Below are 26,760 nucleotides of genomic sequence, written 5' to 3' on the forward strand. Positions count from 1 at the left end.
TAAATGCGTTTTAGCCGATTATCGCTTTTTTTACTAGGATGAAAAATAACTTTGGCTCTGTACTTTAAACAACAAAGCTTATCCCAAAATAGTTTAAATTCGTCAGCCTAGATTTCTGTTATAATAACCCCCTAAAATCTGCTAAATGAATTCAAGGATTAATCATAGCAATGACCGACACTGTACAAACTTTTGCCCCTTCAACGCCGCGCACCGATAGACCCATCGCTCGTGAAAAGCCAAAACGTCCTGAAGTGGGTGAAAAACTACGTGGCCATGATAAAGTTGCCCGTATTCCGATTAAAATCATCCCAACGGTAGAAACCCCAAAAAAACCTGACTGGATTCGCGTCAAGCTGTCCTCGCCGAGTGAAGTGGCGCGCATTAAATCAACCTTGCGTGAACAAAAGCTGTATACGGTGTGTGAAGAAGCGGCTTGCCCTAACCTTCCCCAATGTTTTGGTGATGGCACCGCGACCTTTATGATTATGGGAGATATTTGTACCCGTCGCTGCCCATTTTGCGATGTGGCGCATGGTCGCCCCAATGCGCTCGATGAGCTTGAGCCGATTCACACGGCTGAGACCATTGCCGGTTTAGGGTTAAAATATGCGGTGATTACCTCGGTTGACCGAGATGATTTGCGTGACGGCGGCGCGGAACATTTTGCCAATGTCATTAAAGAATCTCGTCAGTTAAGCCCTAATTGTTTGATTGAGATTTTAGTCCCTGATTTTCGCGGTCGTGAGCAAGTGGCACTTGATATCTTGAGTGACACAGCGCCTGACGTATTTAACCATAATATCGAAACCGTGCCACGTTTGTATAAAGCGTTTCGCCCAGGGTCGGATTATCAGCACTCATTACAGCTGTTAAAAGATTACAAAGCGCGTCGCCCTGATATCGTCACCAAATGTGGTTTTATGGTGGGTCTTGGCGAGACCGAAGAAGAAGTTTATGCCTTACTCGATGATTTAAAGGCGCATGATGTCGATTTAATTACCATCGGTCAATATTTGCAGCCAAGCAAATCGCACGCCCCAGTTGATAGATTTGTGCATCCTGATGAATTCGACCGTTATACTGCACACGGTAAAAAATTGGGCTTTGCAAATATTTGGGCAGGCCCGATGGTGCGCTCAAGCTATTTTGCCGATCGTCAATACTATGGTGAGCCTTGCCCGCGCCCTACCCGTGGTGCCAATCCGTTATCAGAAGCGGATATGAAAAAATCAGGCTGTTGATTTGTGCGTTGATATGTACATTGATTTGTGAATTTGTGCGTTGATTTAAAGCCGTCTGATGACGGCTTTTTTATGCTACTCTAATCATAAAATAACTCACAGGAAATTTGCGATGAATAACAACTACACATTCTATCTGCCTAAGGTGACGCCCGTTGCCACTTTACTAATCGTGCATGGCATGGCAGAACACCAAGGGCGCTACCAACCCTTTGCGCAATTCTTAGCAAATCATGATATTGCGGTGTTAACGTTTGACCATTTAGGTCATGGACAGCAAGCCTATGACAATGGTTGCTTAGGCTATATGGGCAACCCCAATCCTGCAGAGTTGATGATTGACAATGTAATGGCGCATGCAGAGTTAATCGCTGGAAAATACCCCGACCTCCCCCATTTTATCTTGGGTCACAGTATGGGGTCATTTATCGTTCGCTGTATTCTGCAGCGCTATGGTGAGCGATTTGCGGGCGCAATAATTATGGGTACCTCAGATTTTAATCCATTGGCAAACTTGTTTGTCCCTGTAACCAAAAACCTTAATCACTTTACCACGCGCCGCACCAATCCGGTACTGGATAAGATTTTAAACCAATTTAATAATCTACCCTTTAGAAAAGAACCCGATTTACAAGGGTTTAATTGGCTCAATTCAGATCCTAAGCAAGTAAAAGCCTACCTTGATGACAAGCTTTGCGGCTTTCAGTTTACCAACAATGGCTATTTTGCCCTCATGTCGTTGATGCAAGCAGGCACCAATAAGCATTGGTATCAACAAGTACCCCGGCAGTTACCGCTGCTATTTGTCAGCGGAAAAGATGACCCTGTTGGGCAGATGGGAAAAGGCATTCCGCGTATTGTCAAACGTTTGCAAAAAAATAACTTTCCCTCGGTTAGCATGCAGCAATATGCAACGATGCGCCACGAAATCTTGCTAGAGCCTAATCACCAACAAGTGTATGACGATATTTTGACTTGGCTCACTCACCATATCAATTAGCTTAAAATCCCTGAGCCTTACTAATGAGTCTGACTTTTCAGTGTTTAAGCAGCGTTTTATAACTGTCATGACGAATAGACTATTAGCCTCGTTTTGACACGCCAGTTGCTTGTTAGAAATATCGATGTGACATATTGAAAGATTTGAAAAAACAACCATTTAATCTAAAGTTATTCATGGAGTTAAGCTATAGGAAATGTCATTGAGTACAACTGATAAAATTAAAGTGCGTTTAGATAAATGGCTATGGGCAGCAAGGTTTTATAAAACCCGCACCCTAGCCAAGGAAGCGATTGAATCGGGACGGGTACACCATTTTGGCAATCGCGTCAAGGTTAGTAAAGAAATAGCGGTGGGCGATGAATTGACCATTCGCCAAGGGTCAGCCAATCATTACACCCAAAAGACGGTTAATGTGCTGGCGCTGTCTGAAGTGCGTGGCAATGCCACTGCCGCCAGTGTGCTTTATCAAGAGACCGATGCCAGTATCAGTCAACGAGAATTTTTCACCGAACAAAAAAAACTTGCCAATCTTGCCCGCCCCGATCATCGCCCAAATAAAAAACAGCGTCGTCAGCTAAGCCGTTTTAGGGATATTAACCATTTTGGCAGTGATGAAGAAGGTTTTTAATTGGCTGTCATGGGGTCATAAAAATCCCGATTTTCCCTTTGAGATTTCGTTATAATAAGCACTTTATCATTGCACTAGTCATTGCACTGGCGATGAGCAACTCTGCCGATTATTAACGATATTTTATGACCAATTTTTTTGAACCTAACCCTGTGCAGGCTAATGCTAGCTATGTGGATATTAGCGCATACAATACCATGGCATTAGCCTGTCAAGCCAAACAATTTATTCGTTTAACTCATCTGTCTGATATTGAGCCGACTTTTAAACAACTGGTAGCCCATCAACAAGCATTTGTTGTGCTATCTAATGGCAGTAATATCATTTTGCCCGAAGTGTTGGACGCGGTTGTCGTGTCACCCAGTCTTAAAGGTAAGACTATCCTGTCTGAAGATAGCCAAACAATAACCCTTGAGGTGATGGCTGGCGAGGATTGGCATAAACTCGTGGTAGACACGGTCCATCAAGGTTGGTATGGACTAGAAAATTTGGCGTTAATCCCAAGCTGGGTCGGTGGTAGTCCCGTACAAAACATCGGTGCGTACGGGGTACAAGCTGAAGATATGATACACAGTGTAAAAGCGTTTCATATACCGAGTTTAACGTGGCATCATCTAAGCAACGCTGATTGCCAATTTAGCTACCGTGACAGCCTGTTTAAACAGCAAGCAGGACAGTGGCTTATTACCAGCGTCATTTTTACCCTCAGTAAAACTGCTAAACCCAATACCCAGTATGGGGATGTGGCAAAAGTTGCACAGCATTATGCAAGCCTAGCAGGTCGCGATGAAGTCACACCCGTGGATACCATGAACGCCATCATCGACATTCGTCAAAGTAAACTGCCCGATACCAATGACTTGCCCAACTGTGGTAGCTTTTTTAAAAACCCCATTGTCGCCAAATCTCAAGTTGACCAGTTACTTCAGAGCTATCCCAATCTGGTGCATTATCCTATCAAAGATGCCCAAGGCAATTTGACCGATTACTGTAAAGTTGCAGCGGGCTGGCTTATTGACCAATCAGGGCTTAAGGGTAAAGGCATTGCACCGATTTTAACTCATGTAAAACAAGCCCTAGTATTGACTAATCATGCGCCAAAAGTTGCGACGCAGCGTGATGTTGCCAAAAGTATGCAATTTATACAGCAGACTGTATTGGATAAATTTGGGATAAAATTGGAAGCTGAACCGGTTTGGATTGAATCTGATGGTAGCATTCGCCAAGCTCATTAATTACCTTGAGCGATTTTTTTCAACCATTAAACGAATTTTGACCGTTGTTGTATTGGTGGGGTGTTTAATCACACTCAGTTTTTTCACACCCCTGTTTTCTAGCATCGTATTGTTTATCTTAGATTGCTATCGCCTGCCAGAATCGGCGGTGAGCGTCAATCCTGCAACGGCGATTGTGGTGTTAGGTGGCGGATTAACCAATAACCAGCAAAATGAGATTGTGATTAATCAATTTACCGAAAGTCGATTGATTAAAGCCAGCCAAGTATATCAGCAGACTGGCTTACCCACCATCGTCAGTGGTAAGGAGGCGCCATGGATGGCAAAATGGCTACAAAAAAAAGGCATTATGTGGGTCGTGGCAGAAAAAAACAGCTTTAACACCTGTCAAAATGCAAAATACACCGCAGAAATGGTCAATGTCAAACAGGTAATTTTGGTGACCGATGCGTATCACATGAACCGCTCAAGACGGCAGTTTGCCATTAATGGTATGGCTACTGTCCCAAGTATCGCCCCATTACCAAAGGCAAATGATTGGCAGCATTTTGATCAGAATTTGCAGCACTCAAGACGCGCCTTGTATGAATTGTTGGCATTCGCTCGCGATCTTGTCAAACCCCAATACGACTGCCAACCGACCAATACATAAATAAATAACTTATTTTTGAATCTCGACATTGGTGTAGCCAGCTGATTGCAAAGCAGATTTGGCTTGTTGGGCACGACCGCCACCACGGCTATACACTTTAATGGTATCTGATTTGGCAATGCCTTGCGCCGTTATTTTGGCAAGTAATTCACTGTGTGGAATATTAATGGCACCTGCGGGATGATTTACAGAATACTCCTCTGGGGTACGCACATCAATAACTACTGTCGCCGCGTTTGCTGTTGGCATCAATAATGCGCCAACCATGACAGCCGCGCCTAAGGCAAGCAACTGTTTCTTTGAAAGCTTAAAGATTTTAGGCATCAACATCATAATTTCCTTGTAGAATTTTGAGTTTTAAAACCAAGTTAAACCTCAATGTTTAACCTGTTATCATTATAGCATCCATTATTCGCACTCAAATCACTGAGTTGCTTTGATTTGCAACCCATGTGTTTGTTTTGTAAGCATACATTCGGCTACTGGATGACTCTTTGATTACTCATGAATTACTCAGGCAACGCTGCGACATTTTGCCGCATTTATTTATGCCAAAATAAGCGTATAATGGTTTTTTTAACTTAATTCGTTTGTTACGCCAAGTAATGGGGATGCCCGATGCAAAGCATGTATTTTTTGATTCCTATTAGTCTAGTGCTATTTGTATTGGGTATTTTTGCGATTTATTACGCCATCAAATCACGCCAATTTGACGATTTGGACAATGAATCTCAGCGGGTCATTTTGGATGACAGACAATTTCGCCGCGAACAATTGGGGCAAAATCCCGCCAAGCCTTCATCTTCTCATCCCCCAAAAATACAAGACCCTACTGACGAGCAAAAATAACGCGTGGGTGTTATCTTTCTTCCTGCTGATTTCTTTCTATTGATTAATTTACGTTTTTCAAAAATTTTTAGACTTTTTTGGAGCATTTTATGACATGGGCATTATTTTTGGCAGCCTTTAGCATGGGGCTGTTTGGCTCACCGCACTGTCTGGGTATGTGCGGTGGCATTGTGACGGCGTTTGGGCTGTCTATGCAGCATGTATCTGATAGCAAAAAAAATGGCTTGATTTTGACTTATCATTTGGGACGCCTCATCAGTTATGCCTTGCTTGGATTGATTGCCAGCGTTGTTGGGGTGGCAATCTTTCAGTCCATTATGAGTAATAGTGCGCCAAGAATTGTACTGGGTGCGGTATTGGTGTTGATTGGGCTTGCGATGCTTGGGTTACCGCTGTTTAATCAGTTAGAAAAGTTCGGGATGCGCTTTTGGCAATCGCTTGCCCCGATACGCAAAAAAGTGTTTCCGATTGATAGCTTTGGTAAAGCCTTGTTTGCTGGCTTGCTTTGGGGATTTTTGCCGTGTGGATTGGTGTATGGTGCGCTCATGATGGCGATTGCTGGCAACAACATCGCTACAGGGGCGGCTCTGATGTTTGTATTTGGGCTGGGTACGATGCCGATGTTGATTGCCACGCAAAAAACTGTGGGGATGCTACAGTCAAGTATTAAAAATTTTCGCCTTCGCCAAATTAATGGGGTGATTATGATGTTGTCTGGGCTTGCGGTGATTTTTATTCCGATGATGATGCACCATAACCATAACCATGGTTCACATAATCAAAGTTCACACAGTCATGCCATGAATGAGACGAGTATGAACCACGATATGTCGACAATGAATCATTCTGCGTCTCATCCTGCTTCTGTGACAGCTTCGACTAGTATGCCTATGAACCATAATAATATGAATGATGATATGAACCATAATATGAGCCATAACATGAATCACGACATGCACAATATGCAGGATATGAACGATAAGCACCATGAGGTGGCGATGCCTGCCAGTACCAGTCATAATCACTAGTCAGTAATCATTCATTTATATTGCCCAAAAAAACAAACCTCTTAATCAGTATATTAAGAGGTTATCGGTTGCGAATTTTTACGTTTTACGCTTAACTTGCAGTTTAGTTTACATTTCTACCGCATCATCGCCTTCGTCAAGGTAGATGATATCGGTTTCATATTCAAACGCTTCATTTAACATATCTAACATTGTTTACTCCTATCCTTCTTTATCCAATATCCCATAGTGGTGGATTTTTTATTAATTTTAAGGCTTCTGCCATTTTTTAGTTGTTTACTTACTATTTACTATTTTACGTTATCAATGCAACTTCATAACGTTATGATATTTAACGTGAGTTTGATGACATTAGCATGAAATTCATGTGACAGGAATATGAATTTACAAAAAATTACTTTTATTGAAGAATAATCCATCTACTGTGAAGGTTTGTCAGTGTCGCTAAGTAGTTTTAGGCACGCTTTTGAGTCGCTGTTGCTGTTCTTCATAGGCTTGTTTTTGAACGCGGTAAATTTCATACACGCACAGTTCTTCGCAGCCATTGTTGCAACATTCCCAATCTTCAGGATAAGTAGGTTCTTCAATCAGGCGCTCGCCATTAGGTAATTGATTTTCCATCATTTTATAAATCTTCTTTTTCGCTATAACACGCTTATGATGAGTCAATAATTATTTATTATCAGGTCATCATCACGCTTTTAAAGATAATTTCTCTATGAGATTTTTCACCGCGTCAATCCGTCCTTCTGCTGTAGCAAGGGCTTTGTCATCCATCATTTTTAGCCCTGTCGCGCCATTCATTTTGAATTTTTTCGGATTCGACTGAATAAGCCCAATAATGGTAATGGCTTCCACAGGGGTGCTGGGTGAAAACTCAAAGGTGACTTGCCGCTCATTGCCATCAATCTTGCTTATCTCCAGCGCTTCAGCCATTAAGCGGATTTGGTGAATAGCAAATAAATTTTTGGTCGGCTCCGGCAAACTGCCAAAACGGTCTAGCATTTCGCTGCGAATGCTAATTAGGCTGTCATAGTCTTCAGCATTGGCGATTTTTTTATAAAACAATAGCCGCTGATGCACATCACCCAGATAATCTTCGGGAATAAGTGCCGATAAATGCAGATTAATGTCACTGGTTAGCGATAATGGGGTGTTCAAATCAGGTTGTTTGCCTGCTTTGATGGCTTTGGTGGCACGGTTTAGCATATCCATATACAGGTTAAAACCAACCGCTTGCATATTGCCGCTTTGGTTTTTGCCCAGCAGCTCGCCCGCCCCACGAATCTCAAGGTCTTCACTGGCAAGCATAAAGCCTGCCCCCAAGGTATTGGCACGGCTAATGGCATCTAGGCGCTTTTGGGCGTCGCTGGTCAAGCCTTTAATAGACGGCACAAGCAGATAACAATAAGCTTGGTGGTGACTACGCCCGACTCGACCCCGCAGTTGATGAAGCTGGGCTAGCCCAAATTTATCGGCACGGTTGATGATAATGGTGTTGGCATTGGGGATATCAATGCCTGTTTCGATAATGGTGGTACACACCAACACATTGTGTCTTTTGTGATAAAACGATTGCATGATTTGCTCAAGCTCTCGTTCTTTCATTTGACCGTGAGCCACTGCCACCCGAGATTCGGGCACAAGCTCTCGCACGGTTTCTGCCATGCGCTCAATGCTTGCCACATCGTTATGCAGTAAAAACACCTGTCCGCCACGCAATAATTCACGCAAAATCGCTTCTTTGAGTAAGTTATCAGACTTTTGCATGACAAAGGTTTTAATTGCCAACCGTCTTGCCGGGGGCGTGGCAATAATCGACATGTTTCGCATACCCGATAACGCCATGTTCAGCGTGCGCGGAATGGGTGTTGCGGTCATCGATAGTACGTCAACATCCGATTGCATGGCTTTGATACGCTCTTTATCTCGGACGCCAAAACGGTGCTCTTCATCGACAATCATCAGACCTAAGTTGGCAAACTTGACATCTTCTTGCAAAATACGGTGGGTACCGATGACGATATCCACTTGCCCATTTGCCAAATCTGCTAAAATTTTGTCGTGTTGTTTTTTGGTGCCAAAGCGAGACAGGCTTTCAATACGAATGGGCCAATCAGCAAATCGATCCAAAAAGTTGTCTTCGTGTTGCCCAGCAAGCAGCGTCGTCGGTACTAGCACTGCCACTTGATACCCTGCTTGCACTGCAATAAAAGCGGCACGCATTGCCACTTCGGTTTTACCAAAACCGACATCACCGCACACCAGCCTGTCCATGGGTTTATTTTGCTTCATATCAAACTTAACCGCTTCAATGGCATTGGCTTGGTCGGGCGTTTCTTCAAACGCAAATTGACTGGCAAATAGGTCATACTGGATTTGGTCAATTGGGAAGTTAATGCCTACTTTGGCATCACGGCGGGCTTGCACGTTGAGCAGTTCCGCCGCCACATCATGAATTTGGCTGAGTGCCTTGGCTTTGGCTTTATCCCATTTACCGCTACCTATGGTATGAAGCGGTGCGGTTGCCGAGTCGCCACCCGCATAACGGCTGATAAGCTGCAGATTTGCGACAGGCACATACACACTGGCATCATCTGCATAGGTAAGATGGATGAACTCTTGCAGTTGTCTATCAATCTCAAGGGTAATCAAGCCTTGATAACGCCCAATGCCAAAATCAATATGCACCACAGGGTCGCCGATATTGAGCTCACTAACCGATTTAACCAAAAACTCATCAGACACATCGCTTTGGCGACGGCGGCGAGTCTGTAATACCTGCCGTCCAAACAACTGGGTTTCTGAGACAATCGCAAACTTATCGGGGAGTAACGCACCTCGTTCAATCGGTGCAATGGTCAAGGCAATCGCAGTGCTATGTGCCTCATCCATGTTTGCAAGAAAATCGGTCAATCCTGAAACACTTTGTAAATTAAAACGTTTTTGCAACAGCTCCGATAAAATCTCGCGGCGACCCGCAGTTTCGGCAACCAATAATATCGGTTTAGCAAACTGCTCGCGAAATGCCATCAGTCTTTGCAGTGGCTCAGCAAGTTTATGGTCAACGGTTAAATCAGGTGGTGTGTCAACCAATGCATTGATCACCCCTGCTCTGGTCTCATCGATTGGTTGTTCGCTGGTGATAATGCGAGGATATTGGGCAATTTTTTCGTTAAAGATATGTTCTGCCAGATACAAATCTTGCGGTGCCACAATCGGTTTTTCGATATCGTGCCTGCGGTCATTGTAGCGAGTTTGGATTTGTTGCCAAAAATTTTGGTAAGCCGTCTCTAGTTGATTATCGACGATAAACAAGCTATCTTTGGGCAAATAACTAAAAAAATCCGAGCCATTTTGCCAAGTATCCGTGTCAAAAAATAATGGCTGATAATACTCCACTCCCGCTGGTGCAATGCCGTTCATCACATCGTTAAACAGCTCAAAACGGCGGGCAGATGTGTTAGCAAAGGTGCTGGCAAAATTGGCGCGAAACGTTTCTTTACCTTCATCTAGGGGAAATTCTCGCGCCGGTAAAATCTGAAAACTGGTGATTTTACCGATGGTTCCACCCGATTTTTTTTGACTATTCATAAACTTGACATATTGATGGGGGTCACTGTCTTTTAATTCGTCCAAATCCGCTTGGGTCAAGCTACGCTGGGTCTGTGGGTTAAAAAAACGGATACTCTCAATCTCATCATCAAACAAATCAATGCGCACTGGGAATGGCTGACCAATGGCAAACAAATCAATCACGCTACCACGCACAGCAAATTCTCCAGGCTCAAAAACATTATCTACCGCATGATAGCCCGCGGTTGCCAGTTTTCGACGTTCGGTTGCCACATCAAAGGTGTCACCCACTGACAAATCAAAGTGTTGCCCCAATAGCCATGATGCAGGGGCGACACGGTGCATTAAGGTCTGCACTGAAATCAGTAAAATACCATCCGTTGGCATATGGGTAAGCAAATGAATCCGCTCAGAGACAATATCATGGTGCGGTGACAGTTCATCATAGGTAAGCGTTTCCCAATCAGGAAACACATGGGCATCGACTCCACTAAATGCCAACTCTGTTTCAAGCTGATTGAGCTGATTTTGGTCACGGGTCACGACCACTTTTAGGCGGTTTTGCTGACCGCTATCAATGCTAGTCAGACTGGCAAGCCATAGCGCTTGGGCCATGCCTTGTAAATTGCCTAGCCATTTTTTATCATGTTTAGCATTGTCAAACAACGATTGGTTAAGGCGAAAGGAAAGATGGGACAGGGGGTGTGTAACATTCGTCATTGTTATCGGTCTTTTGGTTATAAGTCTTTTGATTAAGAAAGGCGAAAAATAATGACGTTATTGTGGGGGTTTTTGCTGAAAAATTAAAGCTGAAATAGCAGTGTTTTAGCAGACTTTTTGGCAATAACACTTTATCCTTGCGATGCAGCAATCTAGCGTTTTTACCAAAGTGATATGCAAAAAAACACCGCCAATTTGACGGTGCTTTTTTGTCAAGCTGACGTTATTTTTTGAGCGATTTAGTGATTTGGGCTTTGACAAATTTAGGATTTGAGTTACCCCAGTTGGCGTAGATTTCGGTAAAGAGTGTACCTGTAATATCTTCGATTTCCGACTGGGTGATTTCGGCACTACCTTGTTTACCAAAGATAACCACCTCATCGCCTGCTTTGACATCGGGGTAATCGGTGACATCGACCATAGTGGTATTCATCGAGATTTTGCCCAATGCAGGGACTTTATGACCATTAATTAAGACATGACCTTTGTTGGTAAAGGCGCGACGGTAGCCGTCTGAATAACCAAATGGTAAATTTGCCAAATAGCTATCTCGTGTCAAGGTATAAGTACGGTCATAGCCAACAGTTGAGCCTTTAGGATAGAAATTGACGCTAGCCACACGGCTTTTGAACGACATGATATAGTTAAAATCTGGACGTTCATAGTAAGGCTCGCCAAACAAAATCGCCCCAGGACGCACCATATCAAACCAACCTTCTGGCACGTTCAGCGAAACAAACGAATTCGCCGCATGGATGGTGAGTTTTTTACGGTCGAGTTTGGCGGTTTTAATCAGCCAATCGGTGTTTTGTTTAAAACTAGCCAACCCTTTTTGTACATCGGCTTTATCTTCAACAGGAAAATGGGTCATGATACCGACGATGTGGAGATTTTTAAGCTTAGTAATTGCCAAAGCGTCTTGTTTAGATTTCTCAACGCTCAAATCTAAGCCGTTACGGTCCATGCCACCGTCGTTGAGTGCCATATGAAAATTAATGACCACGCCCGCTGCTCGTGCGATATCACTGGCAGTTTGGGCTTGTTTAAGGGTACCAAATAACTCTTCGACATTGTATTTTAAGCCGTCTTCAATTTCTTGGTTGGTCGCCGTACGCACCCGCATCACTCGTCCTTTATAGCCGTGCTTGCGGGCGATACGGGCTTCTTCGTTACTGGCAATACCAATACAAGGCACTTGATGTGCAATCACGGTAGGCATCAAATTATCAATGCCAAAGCCATAAGCATCGGCTTTTAAAATTGCACAGATTTGGGATTTACCGCCTAAATGCGCGCGCATCGCTTCAATATTATGCCCGTACGCCTTAGTATCTATTTCAAGCCAAGCGTTGGTATTGGCAAGATTAACGATATGAGGATTATCGCCAGCATACGTTAGCGCGGGCGCGGCTTGCGCGGGCGCAGCGTGATACATGACGGTGGCGATGGCAAGCGATAGCAGAGTTTGATGTAGTTTCATAATAATTCCCAAAATGATATGACAATAAAAAAATCAGAAAAAGCACGCGCTTTCATGCGCTGATGTTAACGCAGTCAAGCCATATAACCAGTTAATATATTAACAATTGATGCAGTTTTTTAACCAACATAGATTACTTTTAAGTTTAGTAGCTTAAGTTAGCTCATTAAAGCAATGATGTCGTACTCACAATCATGCCATTGTTATCAGCATACACAAAGTCGCCATTATTTATCGTGATTCCGCCAAAATTGAGCGTCACGCCCACATCGCCCACCCCTTTGCGATTGGATTTGCGGGGAATGGCGCCGAGCGCTTGTACGCCGATTGGCATTTTGCTCATATCATCCACATCTCGCACACAGCCATACACAATCACGCCAGCCCAGCCATTATCAACGCCGCTTTGTGCAATCATATCACCCAGCAAGGCACAGCGCATTGATGCACCACCGTCTACCACCAAAACCTTGCCATTGCCTTTCTCATCTTTGCCATGCGTGGCTAACAGCTCTTTAACCCGGCTATTGTCTTCAAAGCATTTGACGGTTACCACTTCACCGCCAAATTTTGTGTTACCGCCATAACTAAAAAAGCGTTTGCCTTCCATATTGGGTGCACAAACCTGACATTCTGGATTATCATCTAATAAATCACAGGTAATAAAATTTTGTAACGTCATGTCGCTCATCATCGTTCCTTAAGTCAATGGTTTTTTTGGGAAAGTTAGTTTCTAAACCGCGTCATCGCTAGCATTTCACCGTTACTGATAACTTGGGTTTTCTTGACGGTATCGACGCGATTGGCGCATTTTTCATAAGTATGTTTGATGTGCCAATTGTTGCTCACCAGCGCCATTGCCATCGCTACCCTATCGGCTTCTATGGGACGGACAGGCAGTTTTTTGGGTACGATAGGTTTGATGAGTTTGTACGCCGTCTGCGCGATGGTTTCAAGTTTACGATCATCGTGTTTGCCAAGCAGCAAAGAGGGACGAAAAATTGCTAATTCTTGAAACCCTAAATTGTCAATCGCAGTCTCAAGCTCACCTTTGACACGGTTATAAAAAAAGCGACTGTCAGCATTGGCGCCCATCGCCGATAACAAAAAAAACCGCTCTACGCCTTTTTGTTTGCAAGCTTTTGCAAAGGCCACATTATAGGTAAAGTCGATTTGTCGAAAGGCGGCTTCACTACCTGCTTCCTTAATGGTGGTACCCAGACAGCTAAAAGCATCGGTGTCTTTACCAATCGACAGCGCAGACACAAATTCATGCATTTGATTAAAATCTTTGAGCTGGTAGAAATGCATCGAGTCACTCAACCCTTTTGGCTGAGAGCGCGCAATGATAATGACTTTTTGATACAAACTGCCAAGTTGAGTGAGTAATGAATTGCCTACCAAGCCGGTTGCACCGATGATTAATGCTGTGCGCTGCATAAAACAATGACCTCAGTATGAATATTTTATGAGTTTGTAATGTCATTTTATTTAATCACAGATAATCAAAACTTTCACCTACAAATACGTTTTTTTCAGCGTTGATGAGCATTGCGCGATGGTTTTTTAGCCAATAGACGAAATACGCTGAATAATCTGCCGAATAAGTTGTTATTGTAGCGTGAGTTTGCTAAAATAGCGGGCTTTAAATCCGCTTGATATCGTTAATTGTGTTTCCGTGTCTAGTGATTCAAGGATTCAAGCAACCCTAACTACCCGTGTCTGTAATAAGCGAATGGCTGCTCACTTACTAACAGATCGATTTATATTGCAAATCCAAGGAGATTTACGTGGCAAATTCTGCACAAGCTCGCAAACGCGCTCGTCAAAACGTTAAACGTCGTCAATTAAAAGCATCACAACGTTCTATGGTTCGTACTTTCATCAAACATGTGGTAAAAGCCGTTGAAGATAAAAACTACGAAGCAGCGACTGAAGCTTACAAAAAAGCAGTTCCAGTGATTGACCGTATTGCTGATAAAGGCGTGATTCACAAAAACAAAGCAGCACGTCATAAAAGCCGCTTAAACAAAGCAATTAAAGCCCTTAAAACTGCTTAATTGTTTGTTTCATTAAAAAAGCCAATTCATATTGAATTGGCTTTTTTATTGAGACTGATTTAGCTATAAAATTGATTTAATTATAAAAAAAGCTGAAATCGAAATTTCAGCTTTTTTTATTTAGCTTACCTAAAGCCCATTGATGCGTTTCATCATGGTTTTAATTATGCTTTTAACTCAGCAAGGACTTGTTCACTGACTTTATCAATCGCTTGTGTACCATCAAATTTGGCATAGCGTGGCGCGTTTTGACCCGATTTTGCCAAGTCTTGATAAAAACCAACCAAAGCTTCTGTTTGGTTATGATAAGTCGCTAAACGATCACGGATGGTATCTTCTTTATCATCCTCACGCTGAACCAAATCTTCACCGGTTTCGTCATCTTTACCTTCCACTTTGGGTGGATTATAGATCACATGGTACACGCGACCTGAAGCAGGATGAGAGCGACGACCTGACAAACGAGACACGATGTCTTCATCAGGTACGGCAATTTCTACCACGTTATCGATGTGTACGCCTGCATCGGCTAACGCTTGTGCTTGTGGAATGGTACGGGGAAAGCCATCAAAAATGCAGCCGTTGGCGCAATCTGGCTGCGCAATACGGGCTTTAACTAGGTTGATAATTAAATCATCTGAGACAAGTCCACCGGCATCCATGATACTTTTGGCTTGTTTGCCAAGCTCAGTACCTTCTTTGATAGCGGCACGTAGCATATCACCTGTTGAAATTTGTGGAATATTAAATTCCTTGGTGATGATTTGTGCTTGGGTACCCTTACCAGCGCCAGGTGGCCCTAAAAGAATAATACGCTTCATAAACCTATTCCTTAAGTCGAAATTATTAAAATCGCCCTATCTCATTACTGCAATAGCAAAAAAGACCCACAAATGGTGTGTTCGAATAACTAACAGTTTTGAAATACTGGGTTAACAATACTCGTTAACCGCTAAAATCTCAAGCAATTTTTGCAAAATAATTTAAATTGATAGGGGTATTAAAAATAAAAATGTGGCAAGATTTAACTCACCACCTATTTAATTAAGAGATTTTTTATAACGATTTAAGGCACGATTTTATCAATCAATACCGTTGTCGAGTCAGCCGTTTTCTCTAGCGGTACGGGGTTACTCGTCAAGTCACCGCTTTGCGGCATGGCATCACCTGAGGCACTAACACGGGCAGTAATCACCAATGGCTCATTCGTGCTAATTGCCGAACTTAAGGTCATGGTCGGCATGATGCTATCGTTATCGCTGATGTTAATTGCCATACCATTGATGGTTAAGCTATCTGCTGACAGTTTTTTGGCAGCAACAGGGGGACCACCTGCCATCTTACGCACATTAACAAATAAGCTTTCCCCTTTTTTCACCCGTCCCAATATCTCAGGGGTGACTTTGACATTGACTATAATCGCCTGTTCGCCTTGGGCTTCACGCTGGTTGATAGTCTGCTCAAGTTCAGATAAGCTGCTTAGGGCTTGGGTATGATCGCCAGGACGCGCTTGGATTTCAGTGCGTAGCAGTTCTACCCATTTTCGAGACTGCGCGTAGTTGCCCGCCCGCATTTCGCCCATTGCCATCAGCATTTGTGCGCCTTGGTGTTTGGGACTTTTGGCTAGAATATGCTCAACCACTTGACGGGTTTTGTCATCCATTACCCCGCCTTGGGTAAAAAAGCTAGTTTGGGCGTAGGTGATGGCAACTTTTTCATCATCAGGATTGAGACGATACGCCCTTGCCAAGGCTTCAATTGCTTGCTCGGGTGCTTGCAAAGCTACAAACACTTCAGACAGACGGAACCAACGTAGCGGATCGGTGGCATGATGATGCACATTGGTTTGCATGGCACTAATGAGTCCCACACTGTCTTTGGTCGCCCATTCGGGTGGCGTATCGATTTTTGCGGTCAGCAAATCATCTGCGACTTGTCCCAAGCGATTTTGTGCATCCCATAACTGATAGACGGGCGTGCGGTCGGCAATCATCACATAAGCCATCGCAGATAACAGCGGAATCCAGATGATAAATATCAGACGGCTTTTCCAATTGGGGGTAAAATGGCTGGTATCTTGATTGTCACTGATGTCTAGTAATTGACGCTCTAACGCCAGTTTTTGGGTTTGATAAGTCGCCTCATCGATTTGACCCTCGCCAAAATCGGCATCAAGTTCTACCAACCGTTGTTTAAATACTTCAATATTGAGCGTTAGTAACTGATTATCAGCGCGATTGGCGATGGCGTGATGGTCTTGGGTTTGCAACCAAGGTAACAAGATAAATACCGCAAGCGTGATAGCAAACAAAAGCGCGACAATGATAAAAATAATTAGCGTTGACATTAATTTTCCTTAGCCGCTGCTTGATTGATTTCACTAGTTTTAGCATTGGCAGCGTTATCATTGGCGTTTAACAAATCTTGTAATCGCTGTTGTTCGGCGGCTGAGAGTGGCGCATAGCCGTCTTCTATGGGATTAGCGATGACAGCGGCACGTTTTGACGAATTACGGTTACGAATAAACCAAGCCAGCATCACAAATACCAACAACACCGGCGGAAAAAACCATAAAATCCAGGTGGATGGGCGCACAGGTGGTTTGTAGCTAATAAAGTCACCGTAGCGCTCATTCATATACTGGCGAATTTCGGCGTCGGAACGACCGTCTTTGACCATATCATAAGTCTTTTGTTTCAAATCTTGTGCAATGGGCGCATCGGAACCTGCCAAGTTTTGGTTTTGACATTTTGGACAACGGAATTCTTCAATGAGCGCACGATACTGGGCTTCTTGGCGCGGGTTGTCAAATTGGTAGGTATCAATATTTGCCCAAGCCGACATGGATAACCCTGCGACTAGCAACACCATAGCCATCGCCCTGACTATCAAATGAAGAATTTTTGCAAATGTGATACTCATTGACACACCTCAAGAATTTTAGCATCAGCGGCTTGTTCACGTAGCGCAGTCATACAAGGCAATACTTGTTTGTTGTAGCGCTCTTCGTTGATTTCACCCAAGATATGCTGGCGCACATTACCTTTGCCATCAACCACAAACGACTCTGGTACACCTGTCAGACCCAAATCAATGCCAAAATTCCCTTCTTTATCTTGCACATTGAGGGTAAATGGGTCTTCATGGGTGTTGAGATAATCGAGCGCGTCTTTGGTTTCATCTTTATAATTGACCCCAACAATCGGTACGCCTGCTTTTGACATTTGCAATAAAAATGGGTGTTCAACTTTACAAGTCACACACCAAGATGCCCATACATTGAGTAAAAATGGCTGTTTGGGTAACTGCGCTTGGGTAATCATTTGTGATGGGTTACCCAAAGACGGTAAACTAAAACTTGGCAAAGCGCGATTGAGCGAGGTGTTGGTGACTACCGTGGTATCTTTGCCCAACCGCGTATAAAACAGTGCAATGATAATCAAAAAAAGCACCAAAGGAATCAAAAACCAAAGTTGTCTTTTACGCATTGCCATGAGCACTCTCCTGACCTAACTCACTGTCATTTTTTACTAATACGGGAGCGATTGCCGCTGGGGTGTTAATCGCTGCCAAATTTCCCAATTTGTCATCACCCATATCAGCGAGTCTCGGCAGTTTACGATAACGTTTATCAAACATACTTAAAATCGCACCGAGCGCAATGACAAAACCACCCCACCACACCCAGCGTACGCCAGGTTTGATATAGATACGCACCGCCCATTTAGTGGCATCGGCTTCGCTTTGATTAACCCCTAAAATCGGCTCACCCATTGCCATATAGATATCTCTAAATGGGTTGTACTGGATAGAAGCTTCAGTCATGGGCATTTGACTGACCACATAATGGCGTTTTTCTGGATAAAGGGTCGCAACCACTTGGTTATTTTTACGAACACTGACCACCGCTTGGGTGGCATCAAAGTTGGCGCCGCGAATTTTTTTTAGCTCATCCATCGTGAACTGGTAGCCCTGCACTTCAACCGATTGGTTTTTTTGCATGGCAATGTCTTTTTCGATACTTAAGCTTGTGGTAATGGCAATGCCCATGACGGATAGCAAAATACCCAAATGCGCCAACTGCATTCCCCAATAGCCCATGTGCAGACGTTTCAGCCCAGCGCCCAGCGAGCGCGCGTTACGGGTTTTGTCTTTGATATCAATCACCATCCATACCAACACCCATAAACACAATGCCGCTGACATAAATATGTTGATGTTAATGTTACTGGCCAAGAAATAGCTTAAAACCCCGGCTAACACAAAACAGCTGGCTAAAATCGCTAGACCTGTACCTAACAATGGACGGGTGTCTTTTTTCCAACGGCTGACAGGTCCAATGGCTAAAAATAACAACAACAACCAAGTTAATGGCACAAATAACGCATTAAAGTAAGGCGCACCGACCGATACTTGACCCAGTTTTAACGCATCGGCCAGCATTGGATAAAGTGTGCCAATGACCACCACGATGGTTGCGACTAATATAATAATGTTATTGATGACCAATAACGTCTCACGAGATTTGAGCTGATAATGGCTTTCTTGGGTCAAACGCCAACCGCGCCACGCAAACATCGCCAGACCGCCACCGATTACCACGCCCAAAATCACTAGGATAAACAGACCACGGGTGGGATCTGCGGCAAATGAGTGAACCGACGTAATGACCCCCGAACGTACCAAAAACGTACCCAATAAACTCAAGGCAAAGGTGAAAATCGCCAACATAATTGTCCAAGCTTTGAACACGCCGCGCTTTTCGGTAACTGCCAATGAGTGTAATAATGCCACCCCACCGAGCCAAGGCATAAACGACGCGTTTTCCACAGGGTCCCAAAACCACCAGCCGCCCCAGCCAAGCTCGTTGTATGCCCACATGGAGCCAAACACGATGCCCAGTGTCAAACAGCACCAAGCCGCTAGTGTCCAAGGACGCGACCAACGCGTCCACACCGCATCTAACCGACCTGCCCACAATGCTGCCATGGCAAAGGCAAACGGTACCACCGCGCCCACATAGCCCATATACAGCATCGGCGGGTGAAAAATCAATCCGGGGTCTTGCAGTAGTGGATTCAAATCTTTGCCATCCACTGGGATGCCAGGTAGACTGCGATTAAAAGGTGACGACACAAAAATCACCATGCTTAGCATCATCATTTGCACAAAGGCTATAATCACCAACACGCGTGCGCGCATGGCAAGCGGCAGGCTTCGACTAAAAACGGCTACCGCCGCGCCCCAAGTGGCCAAAATGGTGACCCACAATAACAGTGAACCTTCATGCCCACCCCACGTGGCGGATAGGCGATAGTACCAAGGCAGCAAAGAATTTGACTGATTAGCGACATAAATCAACGTAAAATCATTGGCATAAAACCCATACATCAAGCACAAAAATGACGTGCCGGTTGCCAAAAACTGCGCAATGGCAAAACTTCCCGCCAATCGTTGCCAAGCAGGTTGGTGTTTGAACACCCCCACTGCTGGCAAAATAACCTGTAAAATGGCAATCACCAAGGCTGAAATAAGCGCAAAATAGCCCAATTCAGTAATTAACATACCCACTGCTCCTATTATCGCTGTAGTGGTTATCACATTGTAGAATTTTCACCAAAAAAAATGGGTCAAATTAATAAAACACCAATATCAAATGTATCCAGCCCGCCAAAAACCCTGTCACACCGCCCAAAATAATCAGTGTTAATTCATCTTCACGAAAGGCAGGACGCAACAGATTTTGAAATTCATTGGGCGTCAATGCGCGAATACGGTCTCGAAACAGCCCAAAGATCTTTTCTGCGCGGCTAAGGTTAAGCTCAGGATTACTCATCGGCACCATGGTCGCTGCAATAGATTTATCAATAATCACGTGTCTGAGCTGACCAAACTCTTTACGACCCAAACCAAATTTCAAGCTGGTTTGAATCACCTGTGATTCCAACATTGGGTTTAGGTGTTTTTTAATCAGCTCACGCGTTTGCATCGCACGGCTGCCATACATCATTTCATACATGATGTTTTTGAGCGTGACCAAATCTTTGACCACAATCTCAGCAAACACCTCAGAGACCTCAGGCTGGCGTTTCATAAAACCACCTTGCCAGTTAAATTGTCCCATATGCGGTTTTTCAAAGCGAATAAATGGCAATGATTTGCTAAAACTAAAAAATTTGGGATAGCGATAATAATGCGGCTCAATTGGATTAAATACCATCCAGATGGCAATCCAGTTGGTCAACAGCCCCCAAATCGCGGCAAAAAACGGCACCGTCCAATGCTGCGGCACAAACCAAAAAATCGCCATCTGCAAAATACCAAATACAAACCCAATCAGCGCACTAATATGCCAAATAAAATTAATCTCTTTTTGACCTACTTTCAAAAACATGCGCACCATCAGCGCACGGTCGCTTTCCATCTTGTTGACAATCATCTCGCGCATATCAACCAAGTTTTCGACATTGTAGGTCAAGTCGAGCACCAGATTTTTCATGATAGCTGGCAATTGCTCGTGTCCATAGGCATAGATACGGCGTTTGACAGCAAAAGGCAGATTCGCCCATAGCGTTGCCGAGCGCTCATTCATGATTTCATCAATCAGCAAATCCAAGTTTTGGTTCATGGTTTGGCTGATAAAATCTGCCACTTCTTCAGGGTGCATGGCTTGGAAAAACTCATCGAGCGAGCCAAGCTTGGATAAAGTTTGGTCAACAATAATCCCCGATATTTTACCCGCTTTGCGTGGCACAATGCCCTGCCAGCCGATACCGCCGCCTGGAAATCCTTGAATCTTAATGCCCCAAAAATGAATGGGATAAAATAGCATCTTGAGCGCCATCCATACATGCGCCCAAGTCACGACTGCTGTCACAAAGGGAATGGTCAGCATGGCGAAAAATTGCGGATGGGTTGCAAGCTTGTGCCAAATTTCTGCAAACATATCAAAAAAGCTCACATGGTGAAAAAGCTAAAATCAAAGGACAATAAAACCGAGATGACATTATAAGGTTTGCTTGAAAACGTCTATAATATAAGTGGGTTAATAGGGGTGCGTTCAAACTGCTAGATTTTAGCACAGAAAGATATATTTTGCCTGAAGAAGTTGTATTTTTAGCGGTTTTGCGTCCCTATGTTATTATCCATATTGCCGTCAATGCTGCTATCATAATTTGATACACTTGTTTTGACAGCAGCCGTTAGTTATTTGCGATTTTGACAGGATTTGGGCATGCTTATTTACCACATTTTATGCTAGTATATCGCTCTTAAATTTTGACTTAAGCCATCAGATTTAAGCCACCCATACTTAAGCCACCCATCTAGGAGCTTAGTAACTGGGTGATATCCCTATATTTGCATTAAGCTAAACGTTCATCACACCGCGACCCTTTTTAAAACCGTTCTAATTGCTGTTACCCGCTTATGAAACCACCCCATTCTTCAGATATGCAACGTGAAAATCTCATCTTTCGCCGCCGGGTAATTTTGGCATCGGTGTTTGTGTTTTTGGGCTTGGTTGGCTTGATTGTACGCTATGCTTATCTACAAATTTATACCCATGACCAGTACGTCACCCAGTCTGACAATAATCGTATCAAGCTGGTTTCTGCACCGCCCAGTCGCGGCTACATTTATGACCGGAACGGCGTGATTTTGGCAGATAACCAGCCTGTTTTTACCGCTGTCATCAGTCCTGATGAAATTGACAATCCTGACAATACCTTGGCACTACTCACCCCGATTTTTCAGTTGACACCTGAAGAAATCAGTGAAGCTTCAAAAGCCCTTAAAAAAAGTAAAAACGAACCTGTCACCATTAAAATTGGACTTACCGAACAGCAAGTTGCCCAGTTTAGTGAACGTAAACCGTTTTTTAAAGGCGTGACGATTCAAAGTAAACTCACGCGCACCTATCCCTACAGTGACTTATTTGCCCATGTGATTGGCTATGTTGGGCGTATCAGCGACAACGACAGTAAAAAGCTGGATAAAAAGCTGTATGCAGGCACCGATTTGATTGGTAAAACAGGGATTGAAAAATATTACGAGTCGCTGCTACTGGGCAAACCCGGTTATCAGTCAATTGAAACCAATGCTTATGGCGATATCATCAAAAAACTCGATACCAAACCGCCCATTCCCGGCAATGATATTTATCTAAGCCTTGATTATGGGTTACAAAAATTGACCAGCGATTTATTAAATGGTAAACGCGGCGCGGCGGTGGCAATTGACCCAAGCACTGGCGAGATTTTAGCCTTTGTCAGCAACCCAAGTTTTGACCCCAACCCCTTTATCACTGGAATTAGTAGCAGAGAGTACAAGGCGCTGCAACAAGACCCCGACATGCCACTGTACAACCGTGCGCTACAAGGGCAATACCCCCCGGGTTCTTCTATCAAACCGATTGAGGGGTTGGCAGGGATTCATTACGGCATAATGGGATGGGACAGTAGTATTTATGATCCGGGTTATTTTAGTCTGCCTGGCGATAGCCATAAATTTCGTGACTGGAAAAAATCGGGTCATGGTAACGTCAATTTGCATAAATCCGTGGTCGAATCTGTCGATACCTACTACTACAAGCTGTCTTATCAACTCGGTATTGACCGGCTTCATGATTGGATGACGCGTTTTAATTTTGGCAGTAAAACAGGGATTGATTTGCCGGGAGAAAAAACCGGCGTCTACCCTTCTACTGAGTGGAAAATGAAAACCTACAAAAAAGCCTGGTTGCCTGGGGAAACCATTTCTGTGAGTATCGGGCAAGGGTATTTTTTGGCGACACCCTTACAGATTGCCAATGGTATCGCCATGCTAGCCGGTGATGGACAACATTTAACCCCCCATCTGCTCAAAAAATCCACCGGTGCCGAACATGTCATCCCTATTGAAAAGCCCGATGGGAAAATTCAATACAACGGTAACCCCAATGATTGGCAGCGTATGCACCTAGCCATGGAAGATGTGGTCAAAAAAGGCACAGCGCATAATATCTATACGCCAACTTATCGCATCGCTGGCAAAACAGGCACAGCGCAGGTCAAATCTATCGCACAAGGTAAACGCTATAACGAAGCCGCGCTTGACTCGCGCCACTGGGATCATGGCTGGTTTGTTGGTTTTGCCCCGGTCGAAAACCCGCAAATTGCCATTGCCGTCATCGTAGAAAATGGGCGCCATGGTGGCTGGGTAGCACCGATTGTGCGTAAAATGATGGATTACTGGCTCATTGATAAAATCAAAAAACCGATTGTGCCCCCATCGCCTGAAGAACTTGCCAAAATCAACGCCGAAAAACAAGCCGCCAAATTGCAACGGGCAGCGTTAGTTTTGTCGGGTAAACCTATTATCTCAAAACCCAATACCGCCAAACTCCCTGCGGTGGGTGGCGCTGACTAACGTAATGTAGATGTCCAAACTATGATTTCTAAACCATGATGTCCAAAATTAGCAAACGAGCCAATAAAGCCACCAAATCCCCCCCTATTTCTCACGTCCGTATCATCGGCGGCGAGTATCGGCGGCGTTTGGTAGCGTTTATCGATGCCGATGGGTTACGACCGACACCCGACCGTGTCCGAGAGACAATATTTAACTGGCTTGCCGATGATTTAGTCAATGCCAAGGTACTAGATTGCTGTGCTGGTAGTGGGGTGCTCGGTTTTGAAGCCTTGTCGCGGGGTGCCAAGCAGTTAACTTCTATCGAGCCTAACCATGAGCAATGTAGGCACATTAAAGCCACCCAATCCCTGTTAGGTATTGCTGATACAAAAATTGTGACAATGGAAGCTACGATACAACATGCCTTAACACAATTGGCAAACACTGAGCCGTTTGATGTGGTGTTTATCGACCCGCCTTATCAACTAGCGTTATGGGATACAATTTTGCATGGGTTAATAGACCATCAGTTAATCCATCCGCAGACATTACTGTATATCGAAAGCGATCAAGATCATAGCCACCTGTTAGAATCTTTTACCGCGTCACTTGAGCCACTTAAATATAAAAAAATGGGGCAAATTTTTGCCGGCATTTATCAGCTAAAAGCGCTTTAATTTAAAGCATTTCAATTCAAAGCCCTTGAACTTAGCCATTAAAAAACCGACTGGATTAACCCAGTCGGCAGATATAATAACCATTCACGCCTAATAGCAAACCCACTATTAGCTTTTAATGCATATACCCACTTGTACGGCAGAAGCTGACGGACATAAATATTTTGATGACTGTCCTTTTAAGTTGTTGGCTTCATACAGATAACTGACCCCAACCACCATCAAAAATGTCACCACGAGCGCTAACATAATCACCAGCACAACACTATGAATGTTGATTTTGGATTGATGGCGCGTCACTTCTACACTATCATCGGCATCTTTATCGTTCGTATTGTTAGCTTGATGGATCATAAATTGTGTCCTAAAAAATTTGAAATTTAACCGATTAAATTTCATTGTGTTACTTTTTTTAGCAAACAACCATGGGCTAAAGCTATAGGTTGTATTGCCACAAAAGCTATGTACATATGTACAAAGGTAATCAAACATTACATTTATCTTATATTGATTACATTCTACAATGTATTTGTTACTAAATTATAACAATAATAAAAAATTACACAATTGTTTTATCAGAAAAATTCCTATTTGGTCATTTTTTTGCGATAAATGGTATAGTGTCATCAAACTTTTGAAAAAATATTCATCCAAACTGGTTAATAATCAATTATCTAGCTAGAATCAATTAGCTAGTTAGTTAATCCTATCCACCCCATTTTTCTGTAAGACTGAAAATAATAATGAAAAAAAATACACACAAGCAATGGCAAGCGCTGTTATCTGCCAAACCTATCTATCATGGCAATCAGTTCACCCAATCCAAGAGCTCAAGGACAGCATTTCATAAGGACTATGACAGGCTGGTTTTTTCGCAATCTTTTCGCCAATTGAATCAAAAAACCCAAGTGCATCCGTTAACCCATGAGATGGGTATTCATACCCGCTTAACCCATTCGCTTGAAGTATCTTGTATTGGTCGCTCGCTAGGGATGATGAGCGCGGAGAAACTCGGTAATGACTTGCCAAGCGGCTTTACGATTTCGGACATGGGAGTCATTGTGCAGGCAGCTTGTTTGGCACATGACATCGGTAATCCCCCGTTTGGGCATACGGGTGAACAGGCGATTCGAGATTGGTTTTTTCAGCCTGCCCAGCGCCAGTATCTAAGGCGGCTTACCCCACGCCAGCAAATAGATTTATTAGCGTATGAAGGCAATGCGCAAGGCTTTCGACTGCTGACTCGTAACGAGCATCATCCCGATGAAGGTGGCATGCGCCTGACAGCGGCGACACTGGGCGCTTTTATGAAATACCCTTATCTTTCCACCCCTATCAACCCAGTCAGTGACAGTGACTCACTGCCCTCGCCCTTAACGCTCAAGAAATTTGGCTGTTTTGAAAGTGAAGCGCCGTTTTTGCATGATTTGGCGGAGCAGCTGCAATTAGCCAAGACCCCAAGAGGTTACGCGCGTCATCCATTGGCTTATTTGCTAGAAGCCGCCGATGACATTTGTTATGCGCTAATTGATTTGGAAGATGGGATTTTACTGGGTATGTTAGCGTATCATGAAGTTGAGCCACTACTGCTCAAACTCGTCGGTAAACGGCTTGGGGTACCGCCTGAAGTCACAACCAATGCCCCTATCACCCAAAAATTAGCCGCGCTACGGGGTCGAGCAATGCGGCGATTGGTGGACAAGGTCACTGATGCCTTTGTTGCCAATCAAGCCGCCTTATTGGCAGGTGAGCTGACAGGCAGCTTATTTGACTACTGCCCCAATAATGTACGCAGTAGTATCAGTGAAGCCAAAAGCCTAGCCAATACCCGTATTTTTCAACATCCGAGCAAGGTACGCGTTGAAATCATGTCAAACCGCTGTTTACATACGCTACTTGATGCGTTTATGCCGCTGGCGTTGACGGGTGATTCCACAGACAGTATTTCTCAGTTTGAGCAATTACGCCTGCTTAATCTATTAAATGCCCATTTAAGCAATGTCAGTCGGCAATTAGGGGATGATGTTTATCAAAATATGTTGTGTATTTTAGACATGCTGACTGGCATGAATGATCATGAAGCCTATCGGCTCGCGCAAGCGTTAAAGGGCAATTGGTCGGTGAATATTTAAACCTCATCGCTGAGCATCAATCGTCAACGATTGTATATTTGGCGTTTTCGGCTTAGAATATTTTTCCTTATTTAACCCGCTGATTG

General features: G+C 43.9%; 24 protein-coding genes. 11 read left to right on the forward strand and 13 right to left on the reverse strand.

The window, feature by feature from the left end; genetic code table 11:
• Positions 1–170 precede the first annotated feature (170 nt).
• From lipA to RT422_RS03755, 5 genes are all read left to right on the forward strand, one after another.
• A complete protein-coding gene (gene lipA, locus RT422_RS03735) occupies positions 171–1,244 on the forward strand; it encodes a lipoyl synthase (RefSeq protein WP_313421338.1) in 1,074 nt (357 codons plus the stop codon).
• Between the two features lie 112 nt (positions 1,245–1,356).
• A complete protein-coding gene (locus RT422_RS03740) occupies positions 1,357–2,244 on the forward strand; it encodes an alpha/beta hydrolase (protein WP_313421339.1) in 888 nt (295 codons plus the stop codon).
• 196 nt (positions 2,245–2,440) lie between these two features.
• Entirely contained in the window at positions 2,441–2,875 is a 435-nt protein-coding gene (locus RT422_RS03745) for an RNA-binding S4 domain-containing protein (protein ID WP_144917770.1), read from the forward strand.
• A 125-nt stretch (positions 2,876–3,000) separates the two neighbouring features.
• Positions 3,001–4,110, forward strand: a complete 1,110-nt coding sequence (gene murB, locus RT422_RS03750; protein WP_313421340.1) for a UDP-N-acetylmuramate dehydrogenase — start codon at positions 3,001–3,003, stop codon at positions 4,108–4,110.
• Positions 4,085–4,762: a YdcF family protein gene (locus RT422_RS03755; RefSeq protein ID WP_313421341.1), complete on the forward strand. Its 678-nt coding sequence runs from the start codon at positions 4,085–4,087 to the stop codon at positions 4,760–4,762. The genes murB and RT422_RS03755 overlap by 26 nt, the downstream gene beginning before the upstream one ends.
• Before the next feature lie 9 nt (positions 4,763–4,771).
• On the opposite strand, the gene RT422_RS03760 is transcribed toward RT422_RS03755, so the two are convergent.
• The gene (locus RT422_RS03760; RefSeq protein ID WP_313421342.1) at positions 4,772–5,095 is read right to left on the reverse strand and encodes a rhodanese-like domain-containing protein; all 324 of its coding nucleotides are present in this window, start codon (positions 5,093–5,095) and stop codon (positions 4,772–4,774) included.
• 285 nt (positions 5,096–5,380) lie between these two features.
• On the opposite strand from RT422_RS03760, the gene ccoS reads away from it, so the two are divergent.
• Both ccoS and RT422_RS03770 read left to right on the forward strand, forming a co-directional pair.
• Positions 5,381–5,611 (forward strand): cbb3-type cytochrome oxidase assembly protein CcoS, encoded by a 231-nt coding sequence (gene ccoS / locus RT422_RS03765; RefSeq protein WP_007117308.1) that lies wholly within the window; start codon positions 5,381–5,383, stop codon positions 5,609–5,611.
• An 89-nt stretch (positions 5,612–5,700) separates the two neighbouring features.
• The gene (locus tag RT422_RS03770; protein WP_313421343.1) at positions 5,701–6,639 is read left to right on the forward strand and encodes a sulfite exporter TauE/SafE family protein; all 939 of its coding nucleotides are present in this window, start codon (positions 5,701–5,703) and stop codon (positions 6,637–6,639) included.
• Between the two features lie 444 nt (positions 6,640–7,083).
• Here the strand turns inward: RT422_RS03770 and RT422_RS03775 are convergent, their stop codons facing one another.
• The 5 genes from RT422_RS03775 to RT422_RS03795 all read right to left on the reverse strand — a co-directional run bounded on the left by RT422_RS03775 (position 7,084) and on the right by RT422_RS03795 (position 13,855).
• Positions 7,084–7,263, reverse strand: coding sequence for an oxidoreductase-like domain-containing protein (locus RT422_RS03775; protein WP_060994725.1), 180 nt, complete (start codon positions 7,261–7,263; stop codon positions 7,084–7,086).
• A gap of 69 nt (positions 7,264–7,332) precedes the next feature.
• The gene (gene mfd / locus RT422_RS03780; RefSeq protein WP_313421344.1) at positions 7,333–10,935 is read right to left on the reverse strand and encodes a transcription-repair coupling factor; all 3,603 of its coding nucleotides are present in this window, start codon (positions 10,933–10,935) and stop codon (positions 7,333–7,335) included.
• 223 nt (positions 10,936–11,158) lie between these two features.
• The gene (gene alr / locus RT422_RS03785; RefSeq protein WP_313421345.1) at positions 11,159–12,415 is read right to left on the reverse strand and encodes an alanine racemase; all 1,257 of its coding nucleotides are present in this window, start codon (positions 12,413–12,415) and stop codon (positions 11,159–11,161) included.
• 166 nt (positions 12,416–12,581) lie between these two features.
• On the reverse strand, positions 12,582–13,097 hold the full coding sequence (rraA, locus tag RT422_RS03790) for a ribonuclease E activity regulator RraA (RefSeq protein ID WP_313421346.1): 516 nt from the start codon (positions 13,095–13,097) through the stop codon (positions 12,582–12,584).
• 44 nt (positions 13,098–13,141) lie between these two features.
• Positions 13,142–13,855 carry an NAD(P)H-binding protein gene (locus RT422_RS03795; protein WP_313421347.1) on the reverse strand — a complete coding sequence of 238 codons (714 nt, stop codon included), beginning with the start codon at positions 13,853–13,855 and terminating at the stop codon, positions 13,142–13,144.
• A gap of 350 nt (positions 13,856–14,205) precedes the next feature.
• Between RT422_RS03795 and rpsT the strand changes: the two genes are divergently transcribed.
• Positions 14,206–14,475, forward strand: coding sequence for a 30S ribosomal protein S20 (rpsT, locus tag RT422_RS03800; protein ID WP_007117302.1), 270 nt, complete (start codon positions 14,206–14,208; stop codon positions 14,473–14,475).
• 164 nt (positions 14,476–14,639) lie between these two features.
• Here rpsT and adk read toward each other — a convergent pair whose 3' ends face one another.
• The 6 genes from adk to RT422_RS03830 form a co-directional block, all read right to left on the reverse strand.
• A complete protein-coding gene (adk, locus tag RT422_RS03805) occupies positions 14,640–15,296 on the reverse strand; it encodes an adenylate kinase (RefSeq protein WP_007115277.1) in 657 nt (218 codons plus the stop codon).
• A 245-nt stretch (positions 15,297–15,541) separates the two neighbouring features.
• A complete protein-coding gene (gene ccmI, locus RT422_RS03810) occupies positions 15,542–16,822 on the reverse strand; it encodes a c-type cytochrome biogenesis protein CcmI (RefSeq protein ID WP_313421348.1) in 1,281 nt (426 codons plus the stop codon).
• Positions 16,822–17,397 carry a cytochrome c-type biogenesis protein gene (locus RT422_RS03815; RefSeq protein ID WP_313062576.1) on the reverse strand — a complete coding sequence of 192 codons (576 nt, stop codon included), beginning with the start codon at positions 17,395–17,397 and terminating at the stop codon, positions 16,822–16,824. Before RT422_RS03815 ends, ccmI begins: the two co-directional genes overlap by 1 nt.
• A complete protein-coding gene (locus RT422_RS03820; protein WP_203171998.1) occupies positions 17,394–17,969 on the reverse strand; it encodes a DsbE family thiol:disulfide interchange protein in 576 nt (191 codons plus the stop codon). Before RT422_RS03820 ends, RT422_RS03815 begins: the two co-directional genes overlap by 4 nt.
• Positions 17,956–20,040: a heme lyase CcmF/NrfE family subunit gene (locus RT422_RS03825; RefSeq protein ID WP_309596583.1), complete on the reverse strand. Its 2,085-nt coding sequence runs from the start codon at positions 20,038–20,040 to the stop codon at positions 17,956–17,958. Before RT422_RS03825 ends, RT422_RS03820 begins: the two co-directional genes overlap by 14 nt.
• Before the next feature lie 70 nt (positions 20,041–20,110).
• Positions 20,111–21,421: a hypothetical protein gene (locus tag RT422_RS03830; protein WP_050325582.1), complete on the reverse strand. Its 1,311-nt coding sequence runs from the start codon at positions 21,419–21,421 to the stop codon at positions 20,111–20,113.
• A 482-nt stretch (positions 21,422–21,903) separates the two neighbouring features.
• On the opposite strand from RT422_RS03830, the gene mrdA reads away from it, so the two are divergent.
• Both mrdA and rsmD read left to right on the forward strand, forming a co-directional pair.
• Entirely contained in the window at positions 21,904–23,883 is a 1,980-nt protein-coding gene (mrdA, locus tag RT422_RS03835; protein ID WP_144917782.1) for a penicillin-binding protein 2, read from the forward strand.
• A gap of 35 nt (positions 23,884–23,918) precedes the next feature.
• On the forward strand, positions 23,919–24,542 hold the full coding sequence (gene rsmD, locus RT422_RS03840) for a 16S rRNA (guanine(966)-N(2))-methyltransferase RsmD (protein WP_313421350.1): 624 nt from the start codon (positions 23,919–23,921) through the stop codon (positions 24,540–24,542).
• A gap of 108 nt (positions 24,543–24,650) precedes the next feature.
• Here the strand turns inward: rsmD and RT422_RS03845 are convergent, their stop codons facing one another.
• Positions 24,651–24,896 carry a hypothetical protein gene (locus tag RT422_RS03845; RefSeq protein ID WP_007115268.1) on the reverse strand — a complete coding sequence of 82 codons (246 nt, stop codon included), beginning with the start codon at positions 24,894–24,896 and terminating at the stop codon, positions 24,651–24,653.
• Positions 24,897–25,285: 389 nt separating this feature from the next.
• On the opposite strand from RT422_RS03845, the gene RT422_RS03850 reads away from it, so the two are divergent.
• Positions 25,286–26,674 carry a deoxyguanosinetriphosphate triphosphohydrolase gene (locus tag RT422_RS03850; RefSeq protein ID WP_313421352.1) on the forward strand — a complete coding sequence of 463 codons (1,389 nt, stop codon included), beginning with the start codon at positions 25,286–25,288 and terminating at the stop codon, positions 26,672–26,674.
• The last annotated feature ends 86 nt before the right edge of the window (positions 26,675–26,760 follow it).

The sequence above is a fragment of the Moraxella sp. CTOTU49803 genome (assembly GCF_032097965.1).
GTDB lineage: Bacteria > Pseudomonadota > Gammaproteobacteria > Pseudomonadales > Moraxellaceae > Faucicola > Faucicola tetraodonis.

Excerpts from the sequence above, each read along its gene's own strand:
- lipA (WP_313421338.1), top strand. The coding sequence starts at position 171 with ATGACCGACACTGTACAAACTTTTGCCCCTTCAACGCCGCGCACCGAT.
- RT422_RS03740 (WP_313421339.1), top strand. The coding sequence starts at position 1,357 with ATGAATAACAACTACACATTCTATCTGCCTAAGGTGACGCCCGTTGCC.
- RT422_RS03745 (WP_144917770.1), top strand. The coding sequence starts at position 2,441 with ATGTCATTGAGTACAACTGATAAAATTAAAGTGCGTTTAGATAAATGG.
- murB (WP_313421340.1), top strand. The coding sequence starts at position 3,001 with ATGACCAATTTTTTTGAACCTAACCCTGTGCAGGCTAATGCTAGCTAT.
- RT422_RS03755 (WP_313421341.1), top strand. The coding sequence starts at position 4,085 with ATGGTAGCATTCGCCAAGCTCATTAATTACCTTGAGCGATTTTTTTCA.
- RT422_RS03760 (WP_313421342.1), bottom strand. The coding sequence starts at position 5,095 with ATGATGTTGATGCCTAAAATCTTTAAGCTTTCAAAGAAACAGTTGCTT.
- ccoS (WP_007117308.1), top strand. The coding sequence starts at position 5,381 with ATGCAAAGCATGTATTTTTTGATTCCTATTAGTCTAGTGCTATTTGTA.
- RT422_RS03770 (WP_313421343.1), top strand. The coding sequence starts at position 5,701 with ATGACATGGGCATTATTTTTGGCAGCCTTTAGCATGGGGCTGTTTGGC.
- RT422_RS03775 (WP_060994725.1), bottom strand. The coding sequence starts at position 7,263 with ATGATGGAAAATCAATTACCTAATGGCGAGCGCCTGATTGAAGAACCT.
- mfd (WP_313421344.1), bottom strand. The coding sequence starts at position 10,935 with ATGACGAATGTTACACACCCCCTGTCCCATCTTTCCTTTCGCCTTAAC.
- alr (WP_313421345.1), bottom strand. The coding sequence starts at position 12,415 with ATGAAACTACATCAAACTCTGCTATCGCTTGCCATCGCCACCGTCATG.
- rraA (WP_313421346.1), bottom strand. The coding sequence starts at position 13,097 with ATGACGTTACAAAATTTTATTACCTGTGATTTATTAGATGATAATCCA.
- RT422_RS03795 (WP_313421347.1), bottom strand. The coding sequence starts at position 13,855 with ATGCAGCGCACAGCATTAATCATCGGTGCAACCGGCTTGGTAGGCAAT.
- adk (WP_007115277.1), bottom strand. The coding sequence starts at position 15,296 with ATGAAGCGTATTATTCTTTTAGGGCCACCTGGCGCTGGTAAGGGTACC.
- ccmI (WP_313421348.1), bottom strand. The coding sequence starts at position 16,822 with ATGTCAACGCTAATTATTTTTATCATTGTCGCGCTTTTGTTTGCTATC.
- RT422_RS03815 (WP_313062576.1), bottom strand. The coding sequence starts at position 17,397 with ATGAGTATCACATTTGCAAAAATTCTTCATTTGATAGTCAGGGCGATG.
- RT422_RS03820 (WP_203171998.1), bottom strand. The coding sequence starts at position 17,969 with ATGGCAATGCGTAAAAGACAACTTTGGTTTTTGATTCCTTTGGTGCTT.
- RT422_RS03825 (WP_309596583.1), bottom strand. The coding sequence starts at position 20,040 with ATGTTAATTACTGAATTGGGCTATTTTGCGCTTATTTCAGCCTTGGTG.
- RT422_RS03830 (WP_050325582.1), bottom strand. The coding sequence starts at position 21,421 with ATGTTTGCAGAAATTTGGCACAAGCTTGCAACCCATCCGCAATTTTTC.
- mrdA (WP_144917782.1), top strand. The coding sequence starts at position 21,904 with ATGAAACCACCCCATTCTTCAGATATGCAACGTGAAAATCTCATCTTT.
- rsmD (WP_313421350.1), top strand. The coding sequence starts at position 23,919 with ATGATGTCCAAAATTAGCAAACGAGCCAATAAAGCCACCAAATCCCCC.
- RT422_RS03845 (WP_007115268.1), bottom strand. The coding sequence starts at position 24,896 with ATGATCCATCAAGCTAACAATACGAACGATAAAGATGCCGATGATAGT.
- RT422_RS03850 (WP_313421352.1), top strand. The coding sequence starts at position 25,286 with ATGAAAAAAAATACACACAAGCAATGGCAAGCGCTGTTATCTGCCAAA.